The organism is Streptomyces sp. NPDC002886 (genome assembly GCF_042888445.1).
In the GTDB taxonomy this organism is placed as follows: domain Bacteria; phylum Actinomycetota; class Actinomycetes; order Streptomycetales; family Streptomycetaceae; genus Streptomyces.
Map to the genome: position 1 here is coordinate 272733 of NZ_JBIAPV010000005.1, position 21050 is coordinate 293782.

The following is a 21050-nucleotide window of genomic DNA, read 5'->3' on the forward strand; positions in this document are numbered from 1 at the left end:
GTGCGCCACCTCCGACCACGGCCGGTAATCTGGCCGGGTGACAGACTCCCGGACACCCCCGTCGTTCCAGCTCGCATACGTCCCCGGGGTGACTCCCACGAAGTGGGTCCGGATCTGGAAGGAGCGGCTGCCCGACGTTCCGCTGACCCTCGTCCAGGTCACTCCGGGCGAAGCCCCCGCCCTTCTGCGCGGCGGCGGCGCCGACGCCGGTTTCGTCCGGCTGCCGATCGACCGTACGGACCTCAGCGCGATCCCGCTCTATACGGAGACCACGGTCGTCGTGATCCCCAAGGACCACTTCATGGCCGCGGCCGAGGAGCTGTCGATGGCGGAGCTGGCCGACGACATCGTGCTCCACCCGCTGGACGACACCCTCGAATGGGAGCAGCTGCCGGGCAAGCCCGCGCTCCAGCGCCCGGAGACCACGGCCGACGCGATCGAGCTGGTGGCCGCGGGCATCGGGGTCCTGATCGTGCCCCAGTCGCTCGCGCGGCTGCACCACCGCAAGGACCTCACGTACCGGACCCTGCTGGACGCCCCCGAATCGCGCGTCGCGCTGTCGTGGCCCGAGGCGGACGAGACTCCCGAGCTGGTCGAGGAGTTCATCGGGATCGTGCGCGGGCGAACGGTCAACAGCTCGCGCGGACGCGGCCGTACGCAGCCCGAGCCCGAGCAGAAGAAGGCCAAGCCGGCCCGCAAGCCCGCCCCCAAGTCGGGCGGCAAGCCGGCCGCCAGGAACCCGCGCTCCGGCGCCCCCAAGGGCGGCAAGGCCACGGCGAAGTCCACCGGCAAGCGCGGAAAGCCGCGGGGCCGCTAGGCCGTTCCCTGCGGCAGATATTCGTACTTCCTGGCGATGCCCTGAGAGCGTTGCCTCTTCGCCACGCCCGTCCCTATAGTCACTTCGTATTCATATCGTCACGGTGAGTGATCTGGGGGCAAGGGTGTTACGTATGGGCAAGGGACCGGCCGGCCGGCAACGGACCCGCAAGGGACGGGCCGCGCTCGCCGCGCTGGCCGTCGGGGCGCTCCTCGCGCTGGGAATGGCGGCCGTGCCCGCGAGCGCCGCCGAGGGCTCGTGCGCCGGCGGCGTCACCGTGCGGCTGCCGCGACCGCAGGACCAGCGGTTCTACGTCCAGTGCGGGGGCGGGATCGCCACCGTCGTGGCCTGCCCCACCGGGCAGGTCTACGCTCCCGGCACCCAGCTCTGCGAGGCGCCCGAGCTGGTCCGGCCCGCCGTGGCCACGGTCACCACGGCCGGTCCGGCGAAGCTGAACGGACTGCTCTTCGGAGTCAGGAACCTCAGCACCACCGTGCGGATCGCGGACGCCCCGGCCGGGCTGGACGGCGTACCGGTCACCTTCACCACCGTCGGCGGCCGGACGCTGTGCACCGCCGTGACCGACCAGTTCGGAGCCGCCCGCTGCGACACCCCGGCCCGGCTGACGATCCCGCTGGACGAACTCCTGCGCGGCTACCGGGCCACCTACGCGGGCATCGGCGGGATCTACCTCTCCTCCTCCGCCACCGCCCCCATCGCGCTCCTGTAGCTCCTGCAGCTCGTCCAGCCCCCCTAGCCCCGGGAAAGCGCGTGCCGGACCCAGACGTTCGGCTCCACGTAGACCGCGAAGCCCTGCTCCGGTTCACAGTGGACCGGGGACAGGGCGCCCGGTACGCGGACCGGGCCGGCCGTGTCGAAGGGCAGGCCGGTCCACTCCCGCCACTGCGCGAGCGAGCCGGTGATCGTCATCGACAGCGGGGCCACCGAGTCGATGACGCCGCCCGCCCGCACGTGGACCCGTAGCCACGGGTCGTGCGGGAGGCCGTCCTCACGGGTGCGGTACGCGTATTCATGGATCGAGGTGTCCGGCTCGGCCGGCTTCCCGCTGGGCCGGACCGGGGCCACCACCTCGGCGAAGCCGCGGGCGCGGGCGTTCTCGCGCATCGCGGTGAGCATCAGGGCCGAGAGCCCCTCACCCTGCCGGTCGACCGCGATGCTGATCTCGATCGCGCTCACCGTGTCGGCCTCGGCCCCGCGCCGCCGGTCGGAGAAGGCCCACATCAGGATCTGGTCCCAACCCTGCGCGGGCAGCGCCCCTGCGCGGCCCGGCGCGTGCTGCGCGAAGGGCAGGCTGAAGCCCCGGGCGACGACCGCGTCCCCGTCCGTGGCGATCAGGACGTACTCCGGGAACTCGGCCACCATCCGCGGATACAGCAGCCAGGCCAGCGCGTCGTGCTGGGCGAACTCGGGCCACGAGTCCTTCATGTCCCAGAGCCGGGATGCCAGTTCGGGCCGCTCCGCGATCGTGGTGATCCGGATGCCCGAGCCGCTGATGTCTGTGCTGTCGTCCATGCCCGCAGGCTAGGCACGCCCCACCTGCGCCTCAACCGAATTTGGCCGCCTCACCCCCCGGGGCCGTCGCCTCCGGATCCCGCGCGGCCCGCAACCTCCGGACGGCCTCGGTCAGTTCGCCCGCGCCGGACACCCCGGCGAAGCTCAGCCGGACGAACGGGCCGGGCGGTTCCGCGCAGAAGTAGGGCCGTCCCGGCGCGACCGCGACCCCGGCCCGCAGCGCGGCCGCGACGAAGGCCGCGTCGTCGCCGCCTCCGCCGGGCCGCGCCCACAACTGGTAGCCGCCGCGTGGCGGATGGGGCACTTCCAGCTCCGGCAGCTCTCGCCGCAGCGCTCCGGTGAGGACGTCCCGGCGGTGGCGCAGTTCGGCGGCCACCGACTTGAGGTGGCGCGGCCAGGCGGGTGCGCCCACCAGTTCCAGGGCGGCCTCCTGGAGCGGCCGGGGCACGAAGAAGCTGTCCACGACCTGGATGGCGCGCAGCCGGTCGAAGACCGGGCCGCGGGCCGCCAGTGCGCCCACCCGCAGGCTGGGCGAGGTGACCTTGGTCAGGGACCGCACGTGGACGACCACCCCGTCGGGATCCTCGGCGGCGAGCGGCGCCGGCAGCGGGCCCGAGTCCTCGTGGCCCAGGTACCGCGCGTAGTCGTCCTCCAGGACGAAGGCCCCGGCGGCGCGCGCGATCCGCAGCACCTCCCCCCGGCGCTCCCCGGACAGCACGGCCCCGGTCGGGTTCTGGAACAGCGGCTGGCATACGAACACCCGCGCCCCGGTCGCCTCGAAGGCGGCGGCCAGCAGCTCCGGCCGGACCCCGTCCGCGTCCACCGGGACCGGCACCGGGCGGCAGCCGGCGGCCCGCGCGAGGGCCAGCAGCCCCGGGTAGGTCGGGGATTCGACGAGGATCGGCGCCCCGGGCGGGGCGAGCGCCCGCAGCGCGGTGGCGAGCGCGCTCTGGCCGCCCGCGGTCACCAGGACGCCCCCGGCCGCGACGCTCCCGCCTATCTCCCGCGCGAACCAGTCCCGCAGCTCCGGCAGGCCCTCCACGGGCGGCCTCCCCCACACCCCGGGCCGCCGGCCGGCCCGGGCGAGGGCCGCCGCCATGGCCCGCTCGGGCTGGAGCGCCGAATGCAGGTAGCCGCTGTGCAGTTCGATGACTCCGGCGGGCGGGGCGGCCAGGGTGACGAGCACCCCGGAGGCGTCCACGGACCGCGGGATCACCTCGCCGGAGTCCTCGGCGCTCAGGGCGACGGCCTGCCAGGAGGTGTCACCAGGCGCGGGCGCCTGCGTACGGGGCTGCGCGCGGTACACCCCGGCTCCGGGGCGGGTGACCACCAGGCCTTCGGCGGCGAGCTGGGCGAGGGCCCGGGAGACCGTGACGGGGCTGACCCGGTACTCCTCGACCAGAACCCTGCTCGACGGGAGCTTTCCACCTACCGAGTAGCGGTTCAGCTCGGCTCGAAGGGATTCCGCCAGTTCCGCCACACTGCTACGCTCGTACATGACAGCACAGAATAGCGCTACTCTCCCCAACGCGATAGCAGTTGGAGGCACCGAAGCCCGTCGGCCCGCTCTCGGGGGCACCACGCTCGCCGCGGCCGGAGTCGTCACCTTCTCGCTGACTTTCCCCGGCACCGCCTGGGGCCTGGAGAGCTTCGGCCCGTGGTCCCTCTTCGGCCTGCGCTGTCTGCTCGCGGGCCTGACGGCCGGCGCCTTCCTGCTGGCCCTGCGCGTCCCGGTGCCCGCCCGCGCCCACTGGGCCGGGCTGATGGTCGTCGCCGGCGGTGTGGTCGTCGGCTTCCCGCTGCTGACCACCCTCGCCCTGCAGACCTCCACCACCTCGCACGCCGCCGTGGTCGTCGGACTGCTCCCGCTCACCACCGCGGTCGTCTCCTCGCTGCGCACCGGAGCCCGGCCCTCGCGGCGGTTCTGGGCCGCGGCCGTCGCCGGCGCGGTCGTCGTCCTCGGCTTCACCGTGGCCCAGAGCGGCGGCGCCCTCTCGGCCGGCGACGCCTTCCTGTTCGCCGCGCTGCTGGTGTGCGCGGCCGGCTACACCGAGGGCGGGCGCCTGGCCCGGCTGCTGCCGGGCTGGCAGGTGATCGCCTGGGCGCTGGTGCTGTGCCTGCCCATCGGCCTGATCGGCTCCGCGCTCGGGGTCGCGTACGAACCGGTCGAGCTGACCGGCCGCGGGGTGGCCGGGCTGGTCTGGGTGGCGGTCGGCTCCTCCTTCCTCGGCCTCTTCGTCTGGTACCGGGGCATGGCCGAGATCGGCGCGGCCCGCGCGAGCCAGCTCCAGCTCGCGCAGCCGCTGCTGACCCTGCTGTGGTCGGTGCTGTTGCTCGGCGAGCACCTGTCCCCGGCCGCGCCCGTCGCCGCCTGCGCGGTGCTCGTCTGCATCGCCGTGACGCAGCGGCCCGACGGGTCAAAAAGGGGCGGGACGACCTAAACTGCTAGCACCGGATCGGACCGCCACCGAGGAGGTCAGCATGCGCGCGACCGAGGGCGACCAGCTGGTTCAGCACGGCAGGATCGTGGGCCAGCACGACAAGGTCGGTGAGATCACCCAGGTCCTGGGAGAGAACGGCACCCCTCCCTACCGCGTCCGCTTCACGGACGGACACGAGGCCGTCATGTCCCCCGGACCCGACTGCGTCGTGAAGCACCCGGCCGACCACGACCACTGAGGAACGGCGGCCGTCCCTCCGGCGGGGGCCGGCCGCCGGACGTACGGCCGGTGAGGGCCGCCGCGGAACACCGGATCAGCGCGGCGGCACCGCCACCGGCGTCAGGTAGTGATCGGCGACCACCCGGGCCATCGCCCCGTTGGGGTCCGCGACCACCTGCTTCGCCGAGAAGTAGGCGTGGCCGCGGACCTCCGGGTATCCGGCGGCGAACCGCAGGTGCCGGGACAGCTCGCGCGGATCGCGCCAGGCGGCGGTGGAGCTCTCCGCGTCGCAGCGGTACAGCGCCTCCCCCACGTAGAGCTGGACGCGGGTGCCCGCGACGGTCCGCGCCCACCAGGGGACGATGGCGGCGTAGTCGGCGGCCGGGTGGCCGATCTGCCAGTACGCCTGCGGCACGATGTAGTCGATCCAGCCCTCGCGCACCCACTTGCGGGTGTCCGCGTACAGGTCGTCGTACGTGGCCACGCCCGCCTGCGTCGGCGAACCGAGCGGATCGCGGTCGGAGTTGCGCCAGATGGCGAAGGGGCTGATGCCGAAGCGCGTCGCGGGGCGCAGCGCCCGCAGCCGCTCGGACATCTCGCGGACCAGGGTGTCGGTGTTGTGGCGGCGCCAGTCGGCGCGGGTCGCGAAGGCCCGGCCGTACTGCTCGTAGGCGGCGTCGTCGTCGAAATCGCGGCCCTCGACGGGGTACGGGTAGAAGTAGTCGTCCCAGTGCACCCCGTCGAGGGGGTAGCGGGCGACGGCGTCGAGCATGGCGTCCTGGACGAAGCGGCGCACTTCCGGCAGACCCGGGTTGTAGTACAGCTTGCCGCCGTAGGGCACGGTCCAGCCCCGGTTGCGCCGGGCCGGGTGCTCGGGGACGAGCAGGCTCCGGTCGGTGTGGTTGGCCACCCGGTACGGGTTGAACCAGGCGTGCAGTTCCAGCCCCCGGGCGTGTGCCTCGGCCACCGCCGTGCCGAGCGGGTCCCAGCCGGGGTCGACGCCCTGCTCCCCACTGAGCCACTGCGACCAGGGCTCGCGCGCCGAGGGCCACATCGCGTCGGCGGTGGGCCGGACCTGGAGGATCACCGCGTTGAGGCGGCGGGCGACGGCCGTATCGAGGAGGTCCAGCAGCTCGGCCCGCTGCTCGCGCGCCGAAAGCCCGCTCTGCGAGGGCCAGTCGACGTTCTGTACGGAGGCCACCCACATCCCGCGGAACGCGGGCTCGCCCGCCGCGCCCGCCCGCCCCGCCCCGCCCTCCTCAGCCGGCCCGACCGCTCGCGCGGGGGCGGCCGCCACGGCGGCCAGCACCCCCGCCGCCGCGGCCAGCATTCCCCGCCTCCCGATGGACCGCCTCCCGATGGGCGCCATGTGACGACTCCGTTCCGCTGCGTGACATTGCTTACGTCCGCCCAGCATGCCCGCCCCAGCCCGACACGCCGGGCAAGGACGGGGGTAACGTCGGGGGGCGTGGCGGGCGCCGGAACGCAGTTACCACTGCACGAGTACGGGGGACCCGCGATGGAGAGCAGCGAAAGGCACGAAGTGACGGACCTCCCAGACGACATCGCACGCGTCGGCGTAGTGGGCTGCGGCCAGATGGGCGCGGGCATCGCGGAGGTGTTCGCCCGGAGCGGGCTCGAGGTGATGGTCGCCGAAACCACCGGCGAGGCACTCGAACTCGGGCGGACCCGGCTGCACACCTCTCTGACCAGGGCCGCCGAACGCGGCAAGATCAGCGAGGAGGAGCGGGACGCGACGCTGGCCCGCCTGTCGTTCACCACCGATCTCGGCGAGTTCGCCGACCGCGACCTCGTCATCGAGGCGGTCGTCGAGAACGAGCAGGTCAAGACGGAGATCTTCCAGGTCCTCGACCAGGTGGTCACCCGCCCGGACGCGATCCTCGCCTCCAACACCTCCTCGATTCCGCTGGTCAAGCTGGCCGTCGCGACCTCGCGTCCCGACCAGGTCATCGGCATCCACTTCTTCAACCCGGCCCCGGTGCAGCAGCTCGTCGAGCTGATCCCGGCGCTGACCACCAGCGACGAGACCATCAAGCGCGCCGAGGCGCTGGTCGGTCAGGCTCTGGGCAAGCACGCGATCCGCGCCCAGGACCGTTCCGGCTTCGTCGTCAACGCGCTCCTCATCCCGTACCTGCTGTCCGCGATCCGGATGTTCGAGTCGGGCATCGCGAGCCGCGAGGACATCGACAACGGCATGGAGCTGGGCTGCGCCCACCCGATGGGTCCGCTGAAGCTCGCGGACCTCATCGGCCTGGACACGGTGGCCTCGGTGGCCGACTCGATGTACGCGGAGTTCAAGGAGCCCCTGTACGCGGCTCCCCCGCTGCTCCAGCGCATGGTCGACGCCGGCCGCCTCGGCCGCAAGACCGGCTCGGGCTTCTACCCGTACGGCTGACCTGTACGGCTCTACGGTGCTGCGGCCCGTCCCCCTGCGGCTCAGCCGAGCCGCAGGTGGTGCAGCAGCAACAGCCCGGCCGCCATGTTGGCGGCCGGGATCTCGCCGCGCGCGATCATGTCGGGGACCAGCTTGAGCGGTACCCATTCGCGGCGCGAGGACTCGAAGTCGTCCTCGGGGTGGCCCACGTACGTGGCCCCGTCCGCCCAGTAGAGGTGGTGACGGGCGTCGGTCAGCCCGTTGGACGGCTCCACGGTCATCAGGTGCTGCAGGGGGCCGGGCCGCCAGCCCGACTCCTCCTCCATCTCGCGGGCGGCCGCCCGCTCCACCGACTCCCCGTCCTCGACGACCCCGGCGGGCAGTTCCCAGCCCCAGCTGTCGGTGATGAAGCGGTGGCGCCACAGCAGCAGCACCTCGTTGGCCGCGTTGACGGCCGTGGCGACGGCGACCGGGCGCAGCCGGATGACGAAGTGGTCCAGGTGCCGGCCGTCGGGGAGCTCCACATCGGCGAGATTCACGTCGAACCAGCGGTTTGTGTACACGGTTTGCTCACTCAGGTTCGTCCACTGCACGGTTCTGCCACCTTCCGATCGAGTAGGTGGCAACATGGCAGCAGTTCACCCCCGCCCAGGGGAACGCGCACAGGGCGGCGCAGAGAACGCCACAGGGGATGTCACAGCGGAACGCGCAGCGCCCCGTCGATGAGCTCGGCCGTGTCCTCGGCCCCCGAACAACCGCTGGTCAGCAGCTGCTCCCGGACCGCGCGCAGCCGGTCGCGCAGGCGCAGCGACTCCATCCCCTTGGCCCGCTCGGCCATTTCGGCCGCCGAGGCCACCGCCTGATCGGCCTCGCCCTGGCGCAGCTGGATTTCGCACAGCATCGCGAGCCGGTGCACCCGGCCCCGGTCGTGCGCGGGCGTGCCGACGGCGGCCGAAGCCTGCTCCCGGGCCGCCCGCAGATCACCCAGCCCGAGCAGCGCCTCCGCCACCTGTACGTTGACCAGCCCGGGCTGCACGTACCCCGTCTCGTCCGGCTCCGTGCCGGGCCGGATCCGCTCCGCCGCCGCCTCGGCCTTGCGGATGCAGGCCAACGCGGCCGCTGTGTCACCGAGTTGGGCGTAGGCCTTGGCCTGCATGGCGTACAGGTCCGCGGCCAGGGCCGGGGTGGTGTGCCGGCCGGCCGCGCGCAGGGCGGCCTCGGCGAAGGCCACGGCCTGGCGGAACTCCCGTAGGTGCAGGCTCTGGTTGACGATCAGCGCGATCACATAGGCCCCGAGCCCCCGGTCCCCGCTCGCCTTGGCCAGCCTCAGCGCCTGGTGGAAGTACCGCTGGGCCAGCCCGTGCGCGTCCGAGTCGTAGGCGCAGATCCCCGCCACGGCCACCAGGGAACCCCCGGCCCGGTGCAGGCTGCGGCCGAGCCCGTCGGAGTAACTGCCGCGCAGCATGGGGGCGGTCTCGGTACCGAGGAAGCGGACGACCCGGTCGCGGGTGGCCACGCCGCCGGCCCTGCGGTACATCAGCTCGTAGTGCGCGCGGGCGGCCTTCAGGATCTCCACGTGCTCGGGTCCGACACGGTTCGGGCCCTCCCTCGACACGTCGGAGTCCTCCGGCGGGTTCTCCCACTCCCACACGGGCATCACCGCGGGGGTACCCGTCAGCGCCCCGGCGTCGAGGGGCTGGCGGCCGTGGCCGTCGGAGCGCCACAGGGCGGCGGCCCGGTCGACGAAGCCGCTGAGCGGCGACCCGTGGGGATCGGCGGCCTGCCCCGGCAGACCGAACCCCACGTCGTCGAGGGAGAGCGGCCGCCGCAGCCGGCCCCCGATGACCTCGCAGATCAGGTCCGGGACCTGGCCTCGCGGGCGCTGCCCCTTCAACCACCGTGCCACGGCGGTGTGTTCGTAGCGCAGGGCGAGTCCGCGGGAGCGGCCCGCCTGGTTCACGTACGCGGCGAGTCCGGCATGGGACATGCCCGCCTCGGCGAGGAGGGCGTCGAGCAGTGCATTGGGCTGCATGGCCGCTCCAAGGGCTCGTCGGATCCAGGCTAGTGGGTGCGGGCTTCACACGGGGTGTGAACGGAGTACGCGCATAAATGCGATACGCACCCTCGCGCCGAGGTCCGTCAGAGCGCTTCACTTAGGGGCCTCGCCAAGAGGTAGCTCGGGTCGTCGGCTCCCCCTCGTACAGTGCGACGACCCGTCCACCGCGCCGCCCGTCCTGTTGTCTGCCCGACACTCCACGGCAGGCGGGCGGCGCGCTTCGGCTCCGCCGGGTCCTGGTTGGTCGCCGGGCCCCGGCCGAGCCGGACCGAACGCGCGCCGGGCCCACCCACCGGGCCCGGCCCGCGTGGTCCCCCACACCGGCCCGGACGTCCGCGCCCCAGCCGCACGGACGTCCGCGCCCCACTCCCCCGGCCCGCCCGCAGCGCTCAGGCCAGGGCGAGCAGGTCCCGGTACTCCTCGCTCCAGAGGTCCTCCTCGGCATCCGGCAGCAGCAGGACCCGATCGGGACGCAGCGCGTCGAGTACGCCCTCGTCGTGGGTGACCATGACGATCGCGCCCGGATAGGTGTCCACGGCGGCCAGCACCTCGTCCCGGGAAGCGGGGTCGAGGTTGTTCGTCGGCTCGTCCAGCAGCAGTACGTTGGCGCCGCTGTGCACGAGTCCGGCCAGGGCGAGCCGGGTCTTTTCCCCTCCCGAGAGCACACCGGCCCGCTTGTCGGCGTCGTCGCCGGTGAAGAGGAACGCGCCGAGCACCCGGCGCACTTCGCCCTCGCCGAGGTGGGGCGCCGCGGCGGCGAGGTTCTCCAGCACCGTGCGGTCCGGGCTCAGGGTGTCGTGCTCTTGGGCGAAGTACCCGATCCGTAGCCCGGGCCCGTGTACGACCCGGCCGCCGTCGGGCGCCTCCTGTCCGGCGAGCAGCCTCAGCAGCGTGGTCTTCCCCGCGCCGTTGAGTCCGAGGACCACCAGCCGGCCGCCCCGGTCGACGGCGAGGTCCACCCCGGCCAGTACCGGGTGACCGTCGTACGACTTGGCCAGCCCGACCGCACCCAGCGGCGTGCGTCCGCACGGCGCGGGCTCGGGCAGCCGGATCCTGGCGGCCTTCTCCGTCCGGCGGACCGGCTCCAGCCCGGCCAGCAGGCGGTCGGCCCGCCGGGCCATGCTCCTGGCCACGACGGCCGTGGCCACCCGGGCCTTCATCCGGTCGGCCTGGGCCTGCAGGGTGGCCGCCTTGCGTTCGGCGTTCGCCCGCTCCCGGGCTCGCCGGCGCTCGTCGGCCTCCCGCTGTGCGAGATGGGCCTGCCAGCCGGTGTTGTACACGTCGACCGCGGTGCGGAGCGCGTCGAGGTGGAGGACCCGGTTGACGGTGTCGGCGAGCAGGGAGGTGTCGTGGCTGATCAGCACCAGGCCACCGCCGTGACCGCTCAGGAAGGCGCGCAGCCAGGCGACGGAGTCGGCGTCGAGGTGGTTGGTCGGCTCGTCGAGCAGCAGGGTGCCCCGGTGTCCGCCGAAGAGGATGCGGGCCAGTTCCACCCGCCGCCGCTGCCCGCCGGACAGCTCCCCCACGGGCCGGTCCATGACCCGGCCCGGCAGGCCCAGCCCGGCGGCCACCCGGGCCGCCTCCGCCTCCACCGCGTACCCGCCGCGGGCCTGGAACTCCGCCTCGGCGCGCGCGTACGCGTCCATCGCCGCGTGGAGGGGCCCCGGGCCGCCGCCCGCGGCCATGGCGGCCTCGGCCGCGCGCAGTGCGCGTACGGAGCGGTCCAGACCCCGGGCGGACAGGATCCGGTCGGTCACGGTGACCGAGGGGTCGGCGGCGCGGGAGTCCTGCGCCAGGTACCCGACGGGCGCGGTACGGGTGACGGTCCCGGCAGCGGGCTTGGCCGCTCCGGCCAGGACGTTCATCAGGCTGGTCTTACCGGCGCCGTTGCGGCCCACCAGGCCGATGCGGTCACCGGGAGAGACGGTGAAGGAGATGTCGGACAGCAGCAGACGGGCGCCTGCGCGCACGTCGACACCACGAACGGTGATCATGGAATAACGCTCCGAGACAGCAGAAGGACACACGGGTGACGTGGGAGTGGGTCCTTGAGCTAGGAAACTCGGGGCGCAGACATACCGACCAAACTAACGGAGAGCCCCCACGCGCCGCACGCCATTTCCCCGAGGGGACCCGGGGGCGCAGCCCCGAAGGGGTCCGGGGGCGCAGCCCCGGGGAACGGGCGAAGGGTGGGTAGGGGACCTCCCCGCAGGGCCGGCCCGCCGCCCCGCGCAGCACCGGGGAACGGGTGAGGGGGTGCGCCCCGGACGGATCCGGGATGCACCCCCTCGACGACACAGCGGCAGCGGCTACGCGCCGCGCAGCACCGCCCCCGTGCGCTCGCCCGCGAGGGCGACCGCCGCGTCGCGCGCCGCCGTGGACTCCTCGGCGGTCAGCGTGCGGTCGGCCGCGCGGAAGCGCAGCGCGTACGCCAGGGACTTCTTGCCCTCGCCTACCTGCTCACCCTCGAACACGTCGAACAGCCGCAGGGACTCGAGGAGTTCACCCGCGCCCTTGTGCAGCGCGTCCTCGACGGCCGAAGCCGGCACCGACGCGTCCACGATCAGCGCGACGTCCTGGGTCGCCACCGGGAAGGAGGAGATCCGGGGCGCCTGAAGGGCCTCGCCACCGGCCGCCGCGAGGCGGTCCAGGTCGAGCTCCATGGCGCTGGTGCGGGCCGGCAGGCCCATCGCCTTGACCACGCGCGGGTGCAGCTCACCGGCGTGACCGATGACCGTCTCCACCCCGTCCAGGGTGACGAGCAGCTCGGCGCAGCGGCCCGGGTGCCAGGGGCCGTACTGGCCCTGGCGCACGACGAGCTCCGCACCGGCCTCGACGGCCAGCGAGCGCGCCGCCTGGACCGCGTCGGCCCAGTCGGCCGGACGGCCCTTGCCCCACCAGCCGGCCTGCTCGCGGGCCCCGGCCAGCACGACCGCGGCGTAGCGCGGCTGCGCGGGCAGGGCCGCGTTCAGGGTGGCGATCTCCTCGTCGGTGGGACGCCGGTCGACGCCGAGGCGTACGGCGACGCCCGGCTGAGCGGCGGCCCGGAAGACCGAGCCGGTCTCGAAGAGCGCGAGGTCGTGGCTGCCCCGGCTGTCGTTGCGGCGCAGCGCGCCGAGCAGACCCGGCAGCAGCGTGGTGCGCAGCGCCGGCTCCTCGTCGGAGATCGGGTTGACCAGCTTGACGACCTGGCGGGAGGCGTCGTGCGCGGACAGCTGGAGCTGGTCGAAGACGCCCTCCCCGATGAAGGGGTAGCTGAGCGCCTCGACGTAGCCCGCGCCGGCCAGCGCGCGGCCGACCCGGCGGTGCAGCTGCTGCCGGGCGGTCAGACCGCGGCCGGAGGGCACCTGCGGGAGGGTGGAGGGGAGGTTCCCGTAGCCCTCCAGCCGGATGACTTCCTCGGCGAGGTCGTTGGGCTCGGCGAGGTCGGGCCGCCACGAGGGCGCCGTGACGACGAGCTCGTCCTGGCCGTAGACGTCGCAGCCGACCTCCTGCAGGCGGCGTACGACGGTCTCGCGGCCGTAGTCCATGCCCGCGACCTTGTCGGGGTGGTTCGCGCTCATCGCGATGGTGCGCGGGGCGCCCGGGGCGGTGAGCTCGGTGACGCCGGCCTCGGCGGTGCCGCCCGCGAGCAGCACGAGCAGGTCGACGGTGCGCTGCGCGGCGGCGGCGGCGGCCTGCGGGTCCACGCCGCGCTCGAAGCGCTTGGACGCCTCGGAGGACAGCTTGAGCCGGCGGGCGGTGCGCGAGATCGACACGGAGTCGAAGTGCGCGGCCTCGACGACGACCTCCGTGGTGCCCGTGACCTGGCCGGTCTCGGGGTCCGTCACGGAGTCGGCGATCTCGGTGTTGGCGCCGCCCATGACACCGGCGAGCCCGATCGGGCCGCTGTTGTCGGTGATCACCAGGTCCTCGGAGTCGAGCGTGCGCTTGACCCCGTCCAGGGTGGTGAACTTCTCGCCCTGCTCGGCCCGGCGGACGCCGATGGCGCCGTCGATCCGCGAGCGGTCGTAGGCGTGCAGCGGCTGGCCGAGCTCGAGCATCACGTAGTTGGTGATGTCCACGGCGAGCGAGATCGGGCGCATGCCCGCCTTCTGCAGGCGGCGCGTGAGCCAGATCGGGGAGCGCGCCTCGGGGTCGAGGCCGGTCACCGTGCGCGCGGTGAAGCGGTCGCAGCCCTGCGGGTCGTCGATCTTGACGGCGTAGCCGTACGAGTTCGGCTGGGGCACGTCGAGCAGCGCCGGGTCGCGCAGCGGCAGGCCGTACGCGGTGGCGGCCTCGCGGGCCACACCGCGCATGGACATGCAGTAGCCGCGGTCCGGGGTGATGTCGATGTCGAGGACCTCGTCGACCAGCTCCAGGAGCTTGATCGCGTCGGAGCCGACCTCGTGCTCGTGCGGCAGCACGATGATGCCGTGCGTGCCGTCGTCGCCCATGCCCAGCTCGTCGCCGGAGCAGATCATGCCGTGGGAGGTGCGGCCGTACGTCTCGCGCGCGGCGATCGCGAAGTCGCCGGGCAGCACCGCGCCGGGCAGGACCACGACGACCTTGTCGCCGACGGAGAAGTTCCGGGCGCCGCAGACGATCTCCTGCGGCAGGCCGGTGCCGTTGGCGGCGCCGACGTCGACCGTGCAGAAGCGGATCGGCTTGCGGAAGCCTTCGAGCTCCTCGATGGTCAGGACCTGGCCGACGACGAGCGGGCCCTTGAGCCCGCCGCCGAGCTGCTCGACGGTTTCGACCTCGAGGCCGGCGTCGACGAGCTTGTGGGCCACGTCGCGACCGGTTTCACCCGCGGGGAGGTCGACGTACTCCCGCAGCCAAGAAAGCGGGACGCGCATCAGATCTCACTCCCGAACGGCCGGGTGAAACGAACGTCACCCTCGACCATGTCTCGCATGTCTTCTACGTTGTGGCGGAACATCAGCATCCGCTCGATGCCGAAGCCGAAGGCGAACCCGCTGTACTTCTCCGGGTCCACCCCGCAGGCGGTGAGCACCTTCGGGTTGACCATGCCGCAGCCGCCGAGCTCGATCCAGCCCTCGCTGGAGCAGGTGCGGCACGGGCGGTCGGGGTTGCCCACCGATTCGCCGCGGCACACGTAGCACTGCATGTCCATCTCGGCGGACGGTTCGGTGAAGGGGAAGAAGTGCGGGCGCAGGCGCGTGGTGGTGCCCTCGCCGAACAGCTCCTGGACCATGTGGTCCATGGTGCCCTTGAGGTCCGCCATGGTCAGGCCCTCGTCCACGGCGAGCAGCTCGACCTGGTGGAAGACCGGGGTGTGCGTCGCGTCGAGCTCGTCGGTGCGGTACACCCGCCCCGGGCACACGATGTAGACGGGGGGCTTGCGCTCCAGCAGCGAGCGCGCCTGCACCGGGGAGGTGTGGGTGCGCAGCACGACGCCGGACTCGTCGCCCTCGGTGCCTTCCGGCCCCCGGACGAAGAAGGTGTCCTGCATCTGGCGCGCGGGGTGGTCGGGCGTGAAGTTGAGGGCGTCGAAGTTGAACCACTCCGCCTCGACCTCGGGGCCCTCCGCGACCTCGTACCCCATGGCCACGAAGATGTCCGCGATGCGGTCCATCAGCGTGGTCAGGGGGTGCCGGGCGCCGGCGGGCACACGGTCGTAGGGCAGCGTGACGTCCACCGCCTCCTCGACCAGCACCCGCTCGTCGCGCTCGGCTTCGAGCGCGACGGTGCGGGCCCCGAACGCCTTGTTCACGGCGCCGCGGGCCTGGCCCACGAGCTTGCCCGCGGTGGCCTTGGCCTGCGGGGGCAGCGCGCCGATCTCGCGGTTGGCGAGCGCCAGGGGCGAGCGGTCGCCCATGTGCGCGGTCTTCGCCTCGCGAAGCTCGTCGAGGTCGCCGGCGGCGGCGAAGGCGGCGAGCGCCTCGTCCCGCATGCGCTCGATCTCATCCGGTTTCAGTGCCTCGACCTCAACAGGGTCGTACGACTTGTTCGGTGCCGACATCTCTTCCCGTACTTCCGATGGCTGGCTGGTGGTCCCCCGCGCGACGCGCAGGACGCGCTCGGCACTAGGACACAAAGGTGCCAAAGGTCGAGTCTAAAGGTCGCTGGGGGTGAAGGGGCCCGTGGGCCGCCCGGCGAGACGCTCCGCAGGGCTACTGCGTGAGGTAGGCCGGGGCGCCGACGGGCAGGATAAATCGGAACTCGGCGCCGCCGCCGGGTCCGCGGCCGACCGTGATGGTGCCGCCGTGGGCTTCCACGATGCCCTTGACGATGTAGAGGCCCAGGCCGGTGCCGCCGCGCTTGCTGCCCCGCCAGAAACGGGTGAAGACGCGCTTCATCGACTCTTCGGGGATTCCGGGGCCCTCGTCGGTCACGGTGACGGCGGTTCCCTTCTCGGTCTTCCCCGCGGCGTTCGCGAAGCTGGTCGGCGTCACGTCGATGGTGACGGTTCCCTCGCCGTGGCGCACCGCATTTTCGAGCAGGTTGCCGAGGATCTGGTCGATCTTGTCCGGGTCCGCCCACAGGTCGGGCAGCGGCCGGCTCACGCTGACGAGGAACCGCTCCGGGGCCTGTCCGTTCGCGGTGAGCGCCTGGACGTGGCGTCCCACGGCGGTGGAGATGTCGACCGGCTGGCGGCGTACCTCGAGGCGGCCCGAGTCGATGCGGGAGATGTCCAGGAGCTCGGCGATGAGCCGGGTGACGCGGTTCGCGTCGGCGTCGACGGTCTCCAGCATCAAGCGCTTCTGGTCGTCGGTGAACCGCTCCCACTTGGCGAGCAGCGTCGCGGTGAACCCCTTCACGGAGGTGAGCGGGGAGCGCAGCTCGTGCGCGACGGTGGCGATCAGCTCGGCATGGCTGCGCTCGGTGCGCCGCCGGGCCTCGGTGCCGCGCAGGGTGACCACGAGCCGGCGCACCGGGCCCTGGGGGTGGGTGCGCACGTACCGGGCGGAGACGAGGACCTCGCGGCCGCCGGGCAGCAGCAGGTTCCGCTCGGGCTGACCGCGCCGGGTGGCGAGGCCTCCGTAGGGGTCGGTCAGCGCCCACCAACGACGGCCCTCGAGGTCCTCAAGCGGGAGGGCGCGCTCGATCCCGTGGCCCAGGGCCTCGTCCGCCACGAGTGCGGTGATCCGGGCGGCGGCGGAGTTGAAGCAGATGACCCGGCCGGTGGCGTCGGCGATCACGAGCCCGTCGGGCAGGTCGTCGGGATCGATCCCGAGCGCGGCGTACTCGCCGAGCCCGTCCGCGTCCCCGCCCTGGCTCGCGGGCGCGGGCGCCGTCCGGGCCGGCTGCGCGGGCGCGGCGGGGGCTCCCTGGAGCTGCTGTACGGGCACCCGGGCGGCGGGCGCGGCCAGCTGGGACACGGTCGCCAGGACCTGTGCGCCGGCCGCCTTGGCGGCGCCTGGCGAGCTGTTCGTACCGACGGTCATGTCCCCGTACCCCACATCTCCGAGTACCACAGTGGGCCCCCCGGGCCGCCACATTACTAGCTGGGGGTCACGGAGCGGCACCCTCCGGGCGCCCGCTGTGCACGCGCGGACGCGTACAGGCACACCGCGGCGGCCGTCGCGAGGTTCAGGCTCTCGGCCTTTCCGTGGATCGGGACCCGTACGACGGCGTCGGCGAGCGCCCTGGTCTCCTCGGGCAGGCCCCAGGCCTCGTTGCCGAAGATCCAGGCCGACGGGGTGCCCATGGTGCCCGCGTCGAGCTCGGCGTCGAGGTCGTCCGTGCCCGCCCCGTCGGCGGCGAGGATCCGTACGCCGGCCGCGCGCAGCCCCGCCACGGCCTGCTCCACGGGCACGCCGACGGCCACCGGGAGGTGAAAGAGGGAGCCCACGGAGGCGCGCACCGATTTGGGGTTGTACAGGTCCACGGAGGCATCGGTCAGCACGACCGCGTCGGCTCCGGCGGCGTCCGCGCAGCGCAGCACCGTACCGGCGTTGCCGGGGTCGCGGACGTGCGCGAGGACGGCGACGAGCTTGGGACGGGCCTTCAGGATCTCCTCGAACGGGGAGTCCAGGAAGTGGCAGACGCCGACCAGGCCCTGCGGGGTGACGGTCTGCGAGACCTCCGCCAGCACCTCGTCGGAGGCGTAGTGCACGCGGGCCCCGGCGGCGTACGCGGCGTCGACGATGTCGGCGTAGCGCTCGGCGGCCTCCACGGTCGCGAACAGCTCGATCAGCGTGGACTCGCCCCCGGCGCCGCGGTGTTCCACGGCCTCGCGCACGGCCTGCGGGCCCTCGGCGATGAAGCGGCGCTCCTTGGTACGGAAATTGCGTCGCGCCAGTCGCCTGGCGGCGGCCACCCGGGTGGACCGGGGGGAGATCAGCTCGGCGGGGGTGCCCATGGCGGTCGGCTCGCTTCCGTACGTACAGCGGGTGGAACGGGTGGGTCGACGCAACTGGTGGGTCAACGGAAAGGGTGGGTCAACGCACCGGACCCGCAGGCGCGAGGCCTGCGGGTCCGGGCAAGTTACTGCAGCCTTGAGGGCGTGCTGCTTAGGCAGCGACCTTCGGGGCGTTGACGTCGGCCGGGAGGGCCTTCTGCGCGACCTCGACCAGCGCGGCGAACGCGTTGGCGTCGTTGACGGCCAGCTCGGCGAGGATCTTGCGGTCCACCTCGATGTTGGCGGCGTTCAGACCCTGGATGAGGCGGTTGTACGTCATGCCGTTCTGACGGGCAGCCGCGTTGATGCGCTGGATCCAGAGGCGACGGAAGTCGCCCTTGCGCTTCTTGCGGTCGTTGAAGTTGTAGACCAGGGAGTGGGTGACCTGCTCCTTGGCCTTGCGGTACAGGCGCGAACGCTGACCGCGGTAACCCTTCGCCGCCTCGAGGATTGCCCGACGCTTCTTGTGCGCGTTTACTGCCCGCTTGACGCGTGCCACTGTGTACTCCTTGTAGCGGGGCCGTGGAAGTGCTCACACGGCCCGAATTCGATGGGGTCCCGGTCTTGACGTGCTCCCGCTCCCGGAAGGGGAGCGGAGGACGTCACTTGCCGAGAAGCTTCTTGATCTTCTTGGCGTCGCCGGGGGCCATCTCCGCGGTGCCGGTCAGGCGGCGGGTGACACGGGACGACTTGTGCTCGAGCAGGTGGCGCTTGCCGGCGCGCTCACGGAGCACCTTGCCGGAGCCGGTGATCTTGAAGCGCTTCTTGGTCCCGGAGTGCGTCTTGTTCTTCGGCATAGCGCCGTTATCTCCTCGTCGGTGGCGCCCCCACCGGCCCTGGTGGGGGCCGGCTCACGGGAGCGTCATGTTGTATCGGTGATCCGAGACGGGCTGCCTCGGAATCAGGCCTGGGCAGAGGCCTCGTCCGAGGCGGCTGCCTCGTCGGTGCCGGCCTCGGCCGCGTCGTCGGCGTCGGCCGCTTCGTCGGAAGCGTCCTCGGCGTCCACGTCCTCGGCTTCGAGTGCGGCGTTCTCGGCCTCGAGCGCGGCGTCGGCGGCCAGGGCCTCGTCACCACTCTCGTCGCTGTGCGCAGCACCCTGGCGCTCGGCCTTGCGGGCGGCCTGCGCCTCGCGGGCTTCGGCCATCGCCTCGGTCTTCTTCTTGTGCGGACCGAGAACCATGATCATGTTTCGGCCGTCCTGCTTCGGGTTCGACTCGATGAACCCGAGGTCCTCGACGTCCGAAGCCAGACGCTGCAGCAGTCGGTAGCCGAGTTCCGGCCTGGACTGCTCGCGACCACGGAACATGATCGTGATCTTGACCTTGTCGCCCTGCTTGAGGAACCGAACGACGTGACCCTTCTTGGTGTCATAGTCGTGCGGGTCGATCTTCGGCCGGAGCTTCATTTCCTTGATGACCGTGTGCGCCTGGTTCTTGCGCGCCTCACGGGCCTTCATGGCCGACTCGTACTTGAACTTGCCGTAGTCCATGAGCTTGCAGACCGGCGGGCGTGCGGACGCCGCGACCTCGACCAGGTCGAGGTCGTACTCCTGCGCGAGCTCGAGCGCCTTGGCAAGCGGCACGATGCCGACCTGCTCGCCACTCGGGCCGACGAGTCGTACCTCGGGAACGCGAATCCGGTCGTTGATGCGGGGCTCGGTGCTGATGGATCCTCCTCGGTAGCACCACACGGCTGCCTGGAGGACAGCCGCTGACGTTTTTCCGTCAGACCGACCGCGGCGGGACAAAGCAAAAAGCCCCGCCGGGCACAGACGAGGGCTCCAATACAACCGGAGCACCGTCGCGTGCGAACCGCGGGGCGCAAAATCGGGCAGCTTTCCATCGTCCGTACGGAACGATGGATACCACCTGACCGGTGACCCGCCTCCCGTGAGGGCGGCTGGGTGGGAGAATCGGAGCCTCCACTTGTGGGCCGGGCACATAAGTGTCCGGCCGGTCGAAGTACATACTAGCACCCGCGTTGCAAGCCCGGCGCACGGCATATCGTGGGGCACATGACTGACGCGACGCCCTCCGGTTCCCCCTCCGGATCCCCCGAATCCCCGGCCGCTCCCGACTACGACGACCTGACCCGCGACATCGCGGACGTGCCGGCCGTCGAGGTCATCACCACGGTGGCCGTCCACCTGCTCAGCGCGGCGGCGGTCAACCTGGGCCTGGACAAGCCGGACTCCGAGTACAAGGACCTCGACGAGGCCCGCAAGCTGATCACCGCCCTCGCCGGCCTGGTCACGGCGAGCGCCACCGAGATCAGCTCCTTCCACGCGGCCCCGCTGCGCGACGGCCTGAAGTCCCTCCAGCTGGCCTTCCGCGAGGCCTCGCTGGTGCAGGACGAGCCGGGGCAGGGCCCGGGCGAGAAGTTCACGGGCCCCGTGTACGCGTAGTCACGGAGTTCCCAAGGACAAGGGGGCCCCGGCAGCCGCGAGCTGCCGGGGCCCCCTTTCCGGCTTCCGAACTTCTCAGCGCGTGAAGAGCGGCTCACCCGGCGGGACCGGGGCCCCCTCCGGGAGCAGTGCGAGGTCCAGTCCGCCTACGAGGCGTGCGCGCAGGGTCTCGTCGGCCGCCAGGGCCTCGGCCACCCGGCGGGCCGCCGCCGCTGCCTGCGGACCGGCCGCCAGCACGATCGCCAGGGTTCCGTCGGCGTCCGCCCCGGCCGGGCCCAGGTGGGCGCCGAGCACGGCCGGCTCGGCGGTCACGACGGCCCGTACGGCCTCGCGCACGGCGGGGTCGGCGAGCGGTCCGGCGTCCGTGCGGCCCTCGGCGAGCGCGAGCAGCGCGGGGCCCGCGAGCTGGTACGGGACCGGTCCGGAGAGGTCCAGCACGATGGTGTCGGCCTTCTCGTGCGCGGCGGCGGCCAGCGCTTGGTGCAGCGGCACCGCGACCGGGCGGGCGGCCGGGTCCCACAGGGCCAGCGAGGCGATGGAGGTGAAGGCGGGCAGGGCCCGCCGGTCCCCCGCCCGCAGGGTCGGGACGGCCATGTCGCTGGTCTTCTCGCGCTTGAGTCCGGTCTCGGGGTCGGTCTCGACCTCACCGAGGACCGCGACGACGGGAACCAGCAGGCGGGCGTCCTTCAGGGCCGCCAGCACCTCCGGCTCCTTGGCTCTGTCCTCGGCCCAGGCGGCCAGGGCCGCGCTCAGGCGGGGGTCGGCCGAGCCGTCGTCATCGGAGAAACCGGGGTCCGGAATGTTTTTGTTCGCCACAGTTCCCCGAGCCTATCCCGCC

The 21050-nt window shown here is 72.8% G+C and carries 20 protein-coding genes; 6 read left to right on the forward strand and 14 right to left on the reverse strand.

Annotation, left to right across the window (positions count from 1 at the left end; all coding sequences use genetic code 11):
- Positions 1-37 precede the first annotated feature (37 nt).
- Positions 38-817, forward strand: coding sequence for a LysR family substrate-binding domain-containing protein (locus tag ACFYYB_RS24790; protein ID WP_389437469.1), 780 nt, complete (start codon positions 38-40; stop codon positions 815-817).
- Between the two features lie 133 nt (positions 818-950).
- The gene (locus ACFYYB_RS24795) at positions 951-1547 is read left to right on the forward strand and encodes a chitin-binding domain-containing protein (protein WP_389437471.1); all 597 of its coding nucleotides are present in this window, start codon (positions 951-953) and stop codon (positions 1545-1547) included.
- 23 nt (positions 1548-1570) lie between these two features.
- Here the strand turns inward: ACFYYB_RS24795 and ACFYYB_RS24800 are convergent, their stop codons facing one another.
- Together ACFYYB_RS24800 and ACFYYB_RS24805 are read right to left on the reverse strand one after the other, a co-directional pair.
- On the reverse strand, positions 1571-2350 hold the full coding sequence (locus ACFYYB_RS24800) for an N-acetyltransferase (RefSeq protein WP_389437473.1): 780 nt from the start codon (positions 2348-2350) through the stop codon (positions 1571-1573).
- 31 nt (positions 2351-2381) lie between these two features.
- The gene (locus ACFYYB_RS24805) at positions 2382-3848 is read right to left on the reverse strand and encodes a PLP-dependent aminotransferase family protein (protein WP_389437474.1); all 1467 of its coding nucleotides are present in this window, start codon (positions 3846-3848) and stop codon (positions 2382-2384) included.
- On the opposite strand from ACFYYB_RS24805, the gene ACFYYB_RS24810 reads away from it, so the two are divergent.
- Entirely contained in the window at positions 3847-4791 is a 945-nt protein-coding gene (locus ACFYYB_RS24810) for a DMT family transporter (protein WP_389437476.1), read from the forward strand. The genes ACFYYB_RS24805 and ACFYYB_RS24810 overlap by 2 nt on opposite strands.
- A 40-nt stretch (positions 4792-4831) precedes the next feature.
- Complete coding sequence (locus ACFYYB_RS24815) at positions 4832-5029, forward strand: DUF1918 domain-containing protein (RefSeq protein ID WP_250744647.1); 198 nt, start codon at positions 4832-4834, stop codon at positions 5027-5029.
- A 75-nt stretch (positions 5030-5104) separates the two neighbouring features.
- Here the strand turns inward: ACFYYB_RS24815 and ACFYYB_RS24820 are convergent, their stop codons facing one another.
- Positions 5105-6340, reverse strand: a complete 1236-nt coding sequence (locus tag ACFYYB_RS24820) for a glycoside hydrolase family 10 protein (protein ID WP_389437479.1) — start codon at positions 6338-6340, stop codon at positions 5105-5107.
- A gap of 189 nt (positions 6341-6529) precedes the next feature.
- Here ACFYYB_RS24820 and ACFYYB_RS24825 point away from each other — a divergent pair, with 189 nt between their 5' ends.
- Complete coding sequence (locus tag ACFYYB_RS24825; RefSeq protein ID WP_327307614.1) at positions 6530-7426, forward strand: 3-hydroxybutyryl-CoA dehydrogenase; 897 nt, start codon at positions 6530-6532, stop codon at positions 7424-7426.
- A 41-nt stretch (positions 7427-7467) separates the two neighbouring features.
- Here ACFYYB_RS24825 and ACFYYB_RS24830 read toward each other — a convergent pair whose 3' ends face one another.
- From ACFYYB_RS24830 to infC, 10 genes are all read right to left on the reverse strand, one after another.
- A complete protein-coding gene (locus ACFYYB_RS24830) occupies positions 7468-7998 on the reverse strand; it encodes an NUDIX hydrolase (protein ID WP_389437482.1) in 531 nt (176 codons plus the stop codon).
- A gap of 101 nt (positions 7999-8099) precedes the next feature.
- The gene (locus tag ACFYYB_RS24835) at positions 8100-9437 is read right to left on the reverse strand and encodes a transcriptional regulator (RefSeq protein WP_389437484.1); all 1338 of its coding nucleotides are present in this window, start codon (positions 9435-9437) and stop codon (positions 8100-8102) included.
- 413 nt (positions 9438-9850) lie between these two features.
- Positions 9851-11455 carry an ABC-F family ATP-binding cassette domain-containing protein gene (locus tag ACFYYB_RS24840; protein ID WP_389437485.1) on the reverse strand — a complete coding sequence of 535 codons (1605 nt, stop codon included), beginning with the start codon at positions 11453-11455 and terminating at the stop codon, positions 9851-9853.
- Between the two features lie 315 nt (positions 11456-11770).
- Positions 11771-14299: a phenylalanine--tRNA ligase subunit beta gene (gene pheT / locus ACFYYB_RS24845; protein ID WP_389437486.1), complete on the reverse strand. Its 2529-nt coding sequence runs from the start codon at positions 14297-14299 to the stop codon at positions 11771-11773.
- On the reverse strand, positions 14299-15426 hold the full coding sequence (gene pheS, locus ACFYYB_RS24850) for a phenylalanine--tRNA ligase subunit alpha (protein ID WP_327307608.1): 1128 nt from the start codon (positions 15424-15426) through the stop codon (positions 14299-14301). Before pheS ends, pheT begins: the two co-directional genes overlap by 1 nt.
- A 151-nt stretch (positions 15427-15577) precedes the next feature.
- Positions 15578-16852, reverse strand: coding sequence for an ATP-binding protein (locus ACFYYB_RS24855; RefSeq protein WP_389437487.1), 1275 nt, complete (start codon positions 16850-16852; stop codon positions 15578-15580).
- A 56-nt stretch (positions 16853-16908) separates the two neighbouring features.
- Entirely contained in the window at positions 16909-17769 is an 861-nt protein-coding gene (locus ACFYYB_RS24860) for an RNA methyltransferase (protein WP_327307606.1), read from the reverse strand.
- A 151-nt stretch (positions 17770-17920) separates the two neighbouring features.
- On the reverse strand, positions 17921-18307 hold the full coding sequence (gene rplT, locus ACFYYB_RS24865) for a 50S ribosomal protein L20 (protein ID WP_214948116.1): 387 nt from the start codon (positions 18305-18307) through the stop codon (positions 17921-17923).
- A 103-nt stretch (positions 18308-18410) separates the two neighbouring features.
- Complete coding sequence (gene rpmI, locus ACFYYB_RS24870; RefSeq protein WP_215021864.1) at positions 18411-18605, reverse strand: 50S ribosomal protein L35; 195 nt, start codon at positions 18603-18605, stop codon at positions 18411-18413.
- A 104-nt stretch (positions 18606-18709) separates the two neighbouring features.
- Positions 18710-19498, reverse strand: a complete 789-nt coding sequence (infC, locus tag ACFYYB_RS24875) for a translation initiation factor IF-3 (protein ID WP_389437489.1) — start codon at positions 19496-19498, stop codon at positions 18710-18712.
- 324 nt (positions 19499-19822) lie between these two features.
- Here infC and ACFYYB_RS24880 point away from each other — a divergent pair, with 324 nt between their 5' ends.
- Positions 19823-20212: a DUF1844 domain-containing protein gene (locus ACFYYB_RS24880; RefSeq protein ID WP_327307605.1), complete on the forward strand. Its 390-nt coding sequence runs from the start codon at positions 19823-19825 to the stop codon at positions 20210-20212.
- 75 nt (positions 20213-20287) lie between these two features.
- On the opposite strand, the gene ACFYYB_RS24885 is transcribed toward ACFYYB_RS24880, so the two are convergent.
- A complete protein-coding gene (locus tag ACFYYB_RS24885; RefSeq protein ID WP_389437490.1) occupies positions 20288-21028 on the reverse strand; it encodes an SseB family protein in 741 nt (246 codons plus the stop codon).
- Between the last annotated feature and the right edge of the window lie 22 nt (positions 21029-21050).

Excerpts from the sequence above, each read along its gene's own strand:
- ACFYYB_RS24795 (WP_389437471.1), top strand. The coding sequence starts at position 951 with ATGGGCAAGGGACCGGCCGGCCGGCAACGGACCCGCAAGGGACGGGCC.
- ACFYYB_RS24800 (WP_389437473.1), bottom strand. The coding sequence starts at position 2,350 with ATGGACGACAGCACAGACATCAGCGGCTCGGGCATCCGGATCACCACG.
- ACFYYB_RS24810 (WP_389437476.1), top strand. The coding sequence starts at position 3,847 with ATGACAGCACAGAATAGCGCTACTCTCCCCAACGCGATAGCAGTTGGA.
- ACFYYB_RS24805 (WP_389437474.1), bottom strand. The coding sequence starts at position 3,848 with ATGTACGAGCGTAGCAGTGTGGCGGAACTGGCGGAATCCCTTCGAGCC.
- ACFYYB_RS24815 (WP_250744647.1), top strand. The coding sequence starts at position 4,832 with ATGCGCGCGACCGAGGGCGACCAGCTGGTTCAGCACGGCAGGATCGTG.
- ACFYYB_RS24820 (WP_389437479.1), bottom strand. The coding sequence starts at position 6,340 with ATGCTGGCCGCGGCGGCGGGGGTGCTGGCCGCCGTGGCGGCCGCCCCC.
- ACFYYB_RS24825 (WP_327307614.1), top strand. The coding sequence starts at position 6,530 with ATGGAGAGCAGCGAAAGGCACGAAGTGACGGACCTCCCAGACGACATC.
- ACFYYB_RS24835 (WP_389437484.1), bottom strand. The coding sequence starts at position 9,437 with ATGCAGCCCAATGCACTGCTCGACGCCCTCCTCGCCGAGGCGGGCATG.
- ACFYYB_RS24840 (WP_389437485.1), bottom strand. The coding sequence starts at position 11,455 with ATGATCACCGTTCGTGGTGTCGACGTGCGCGCAGGCGCCCGTCTGCTG.
- pheT (WP_389437486.1), bottom strand. The coding sequence starts at position 14,299 with ATGCGCGTCCCGCTTTCTTGGCTGCGGGAGTACGTCGACCTCCCCGCG.
- pheS (WP_327307608.1), bottom strand. The coding sequence starts at position 15,426 with ATGTCGGCACCGAACAAGTCGTACGACCCTGTTGAGGTCGAGGCACTG.
- ACFYYB_RS24855 (WP_389437487.1), bottom strand. The coding sequence starts at position 16,852 with ATGACCGTCGGTACGAACAGCTCGCCAGGCGCCGCCAAGGCGGCCGGC.
- ACFYYB_RS24860 (WP_327307606.1), bottom strand. The coding sequence starts at position 17,769 with ATGGGCACCCCCGCCGAGCTGATCTCCCCCCGGTCCACCCGGGTGGCC.
- rpmI (WP_215021864.1), bottom strand. The coding sequence starts at position 18,605 with ATGCCGAAGAACAAGACGCACTCCGGGACCAAGAAGCGCTTCAAGATC.
- ACFYYB_RS24880 (WP_327307605.1), top strand. The coding sequence starts at position 19,823 with ATGACTGACGCGACGCCCTCCGGTTCCCCCTCCGGATCCCCCGAATCC.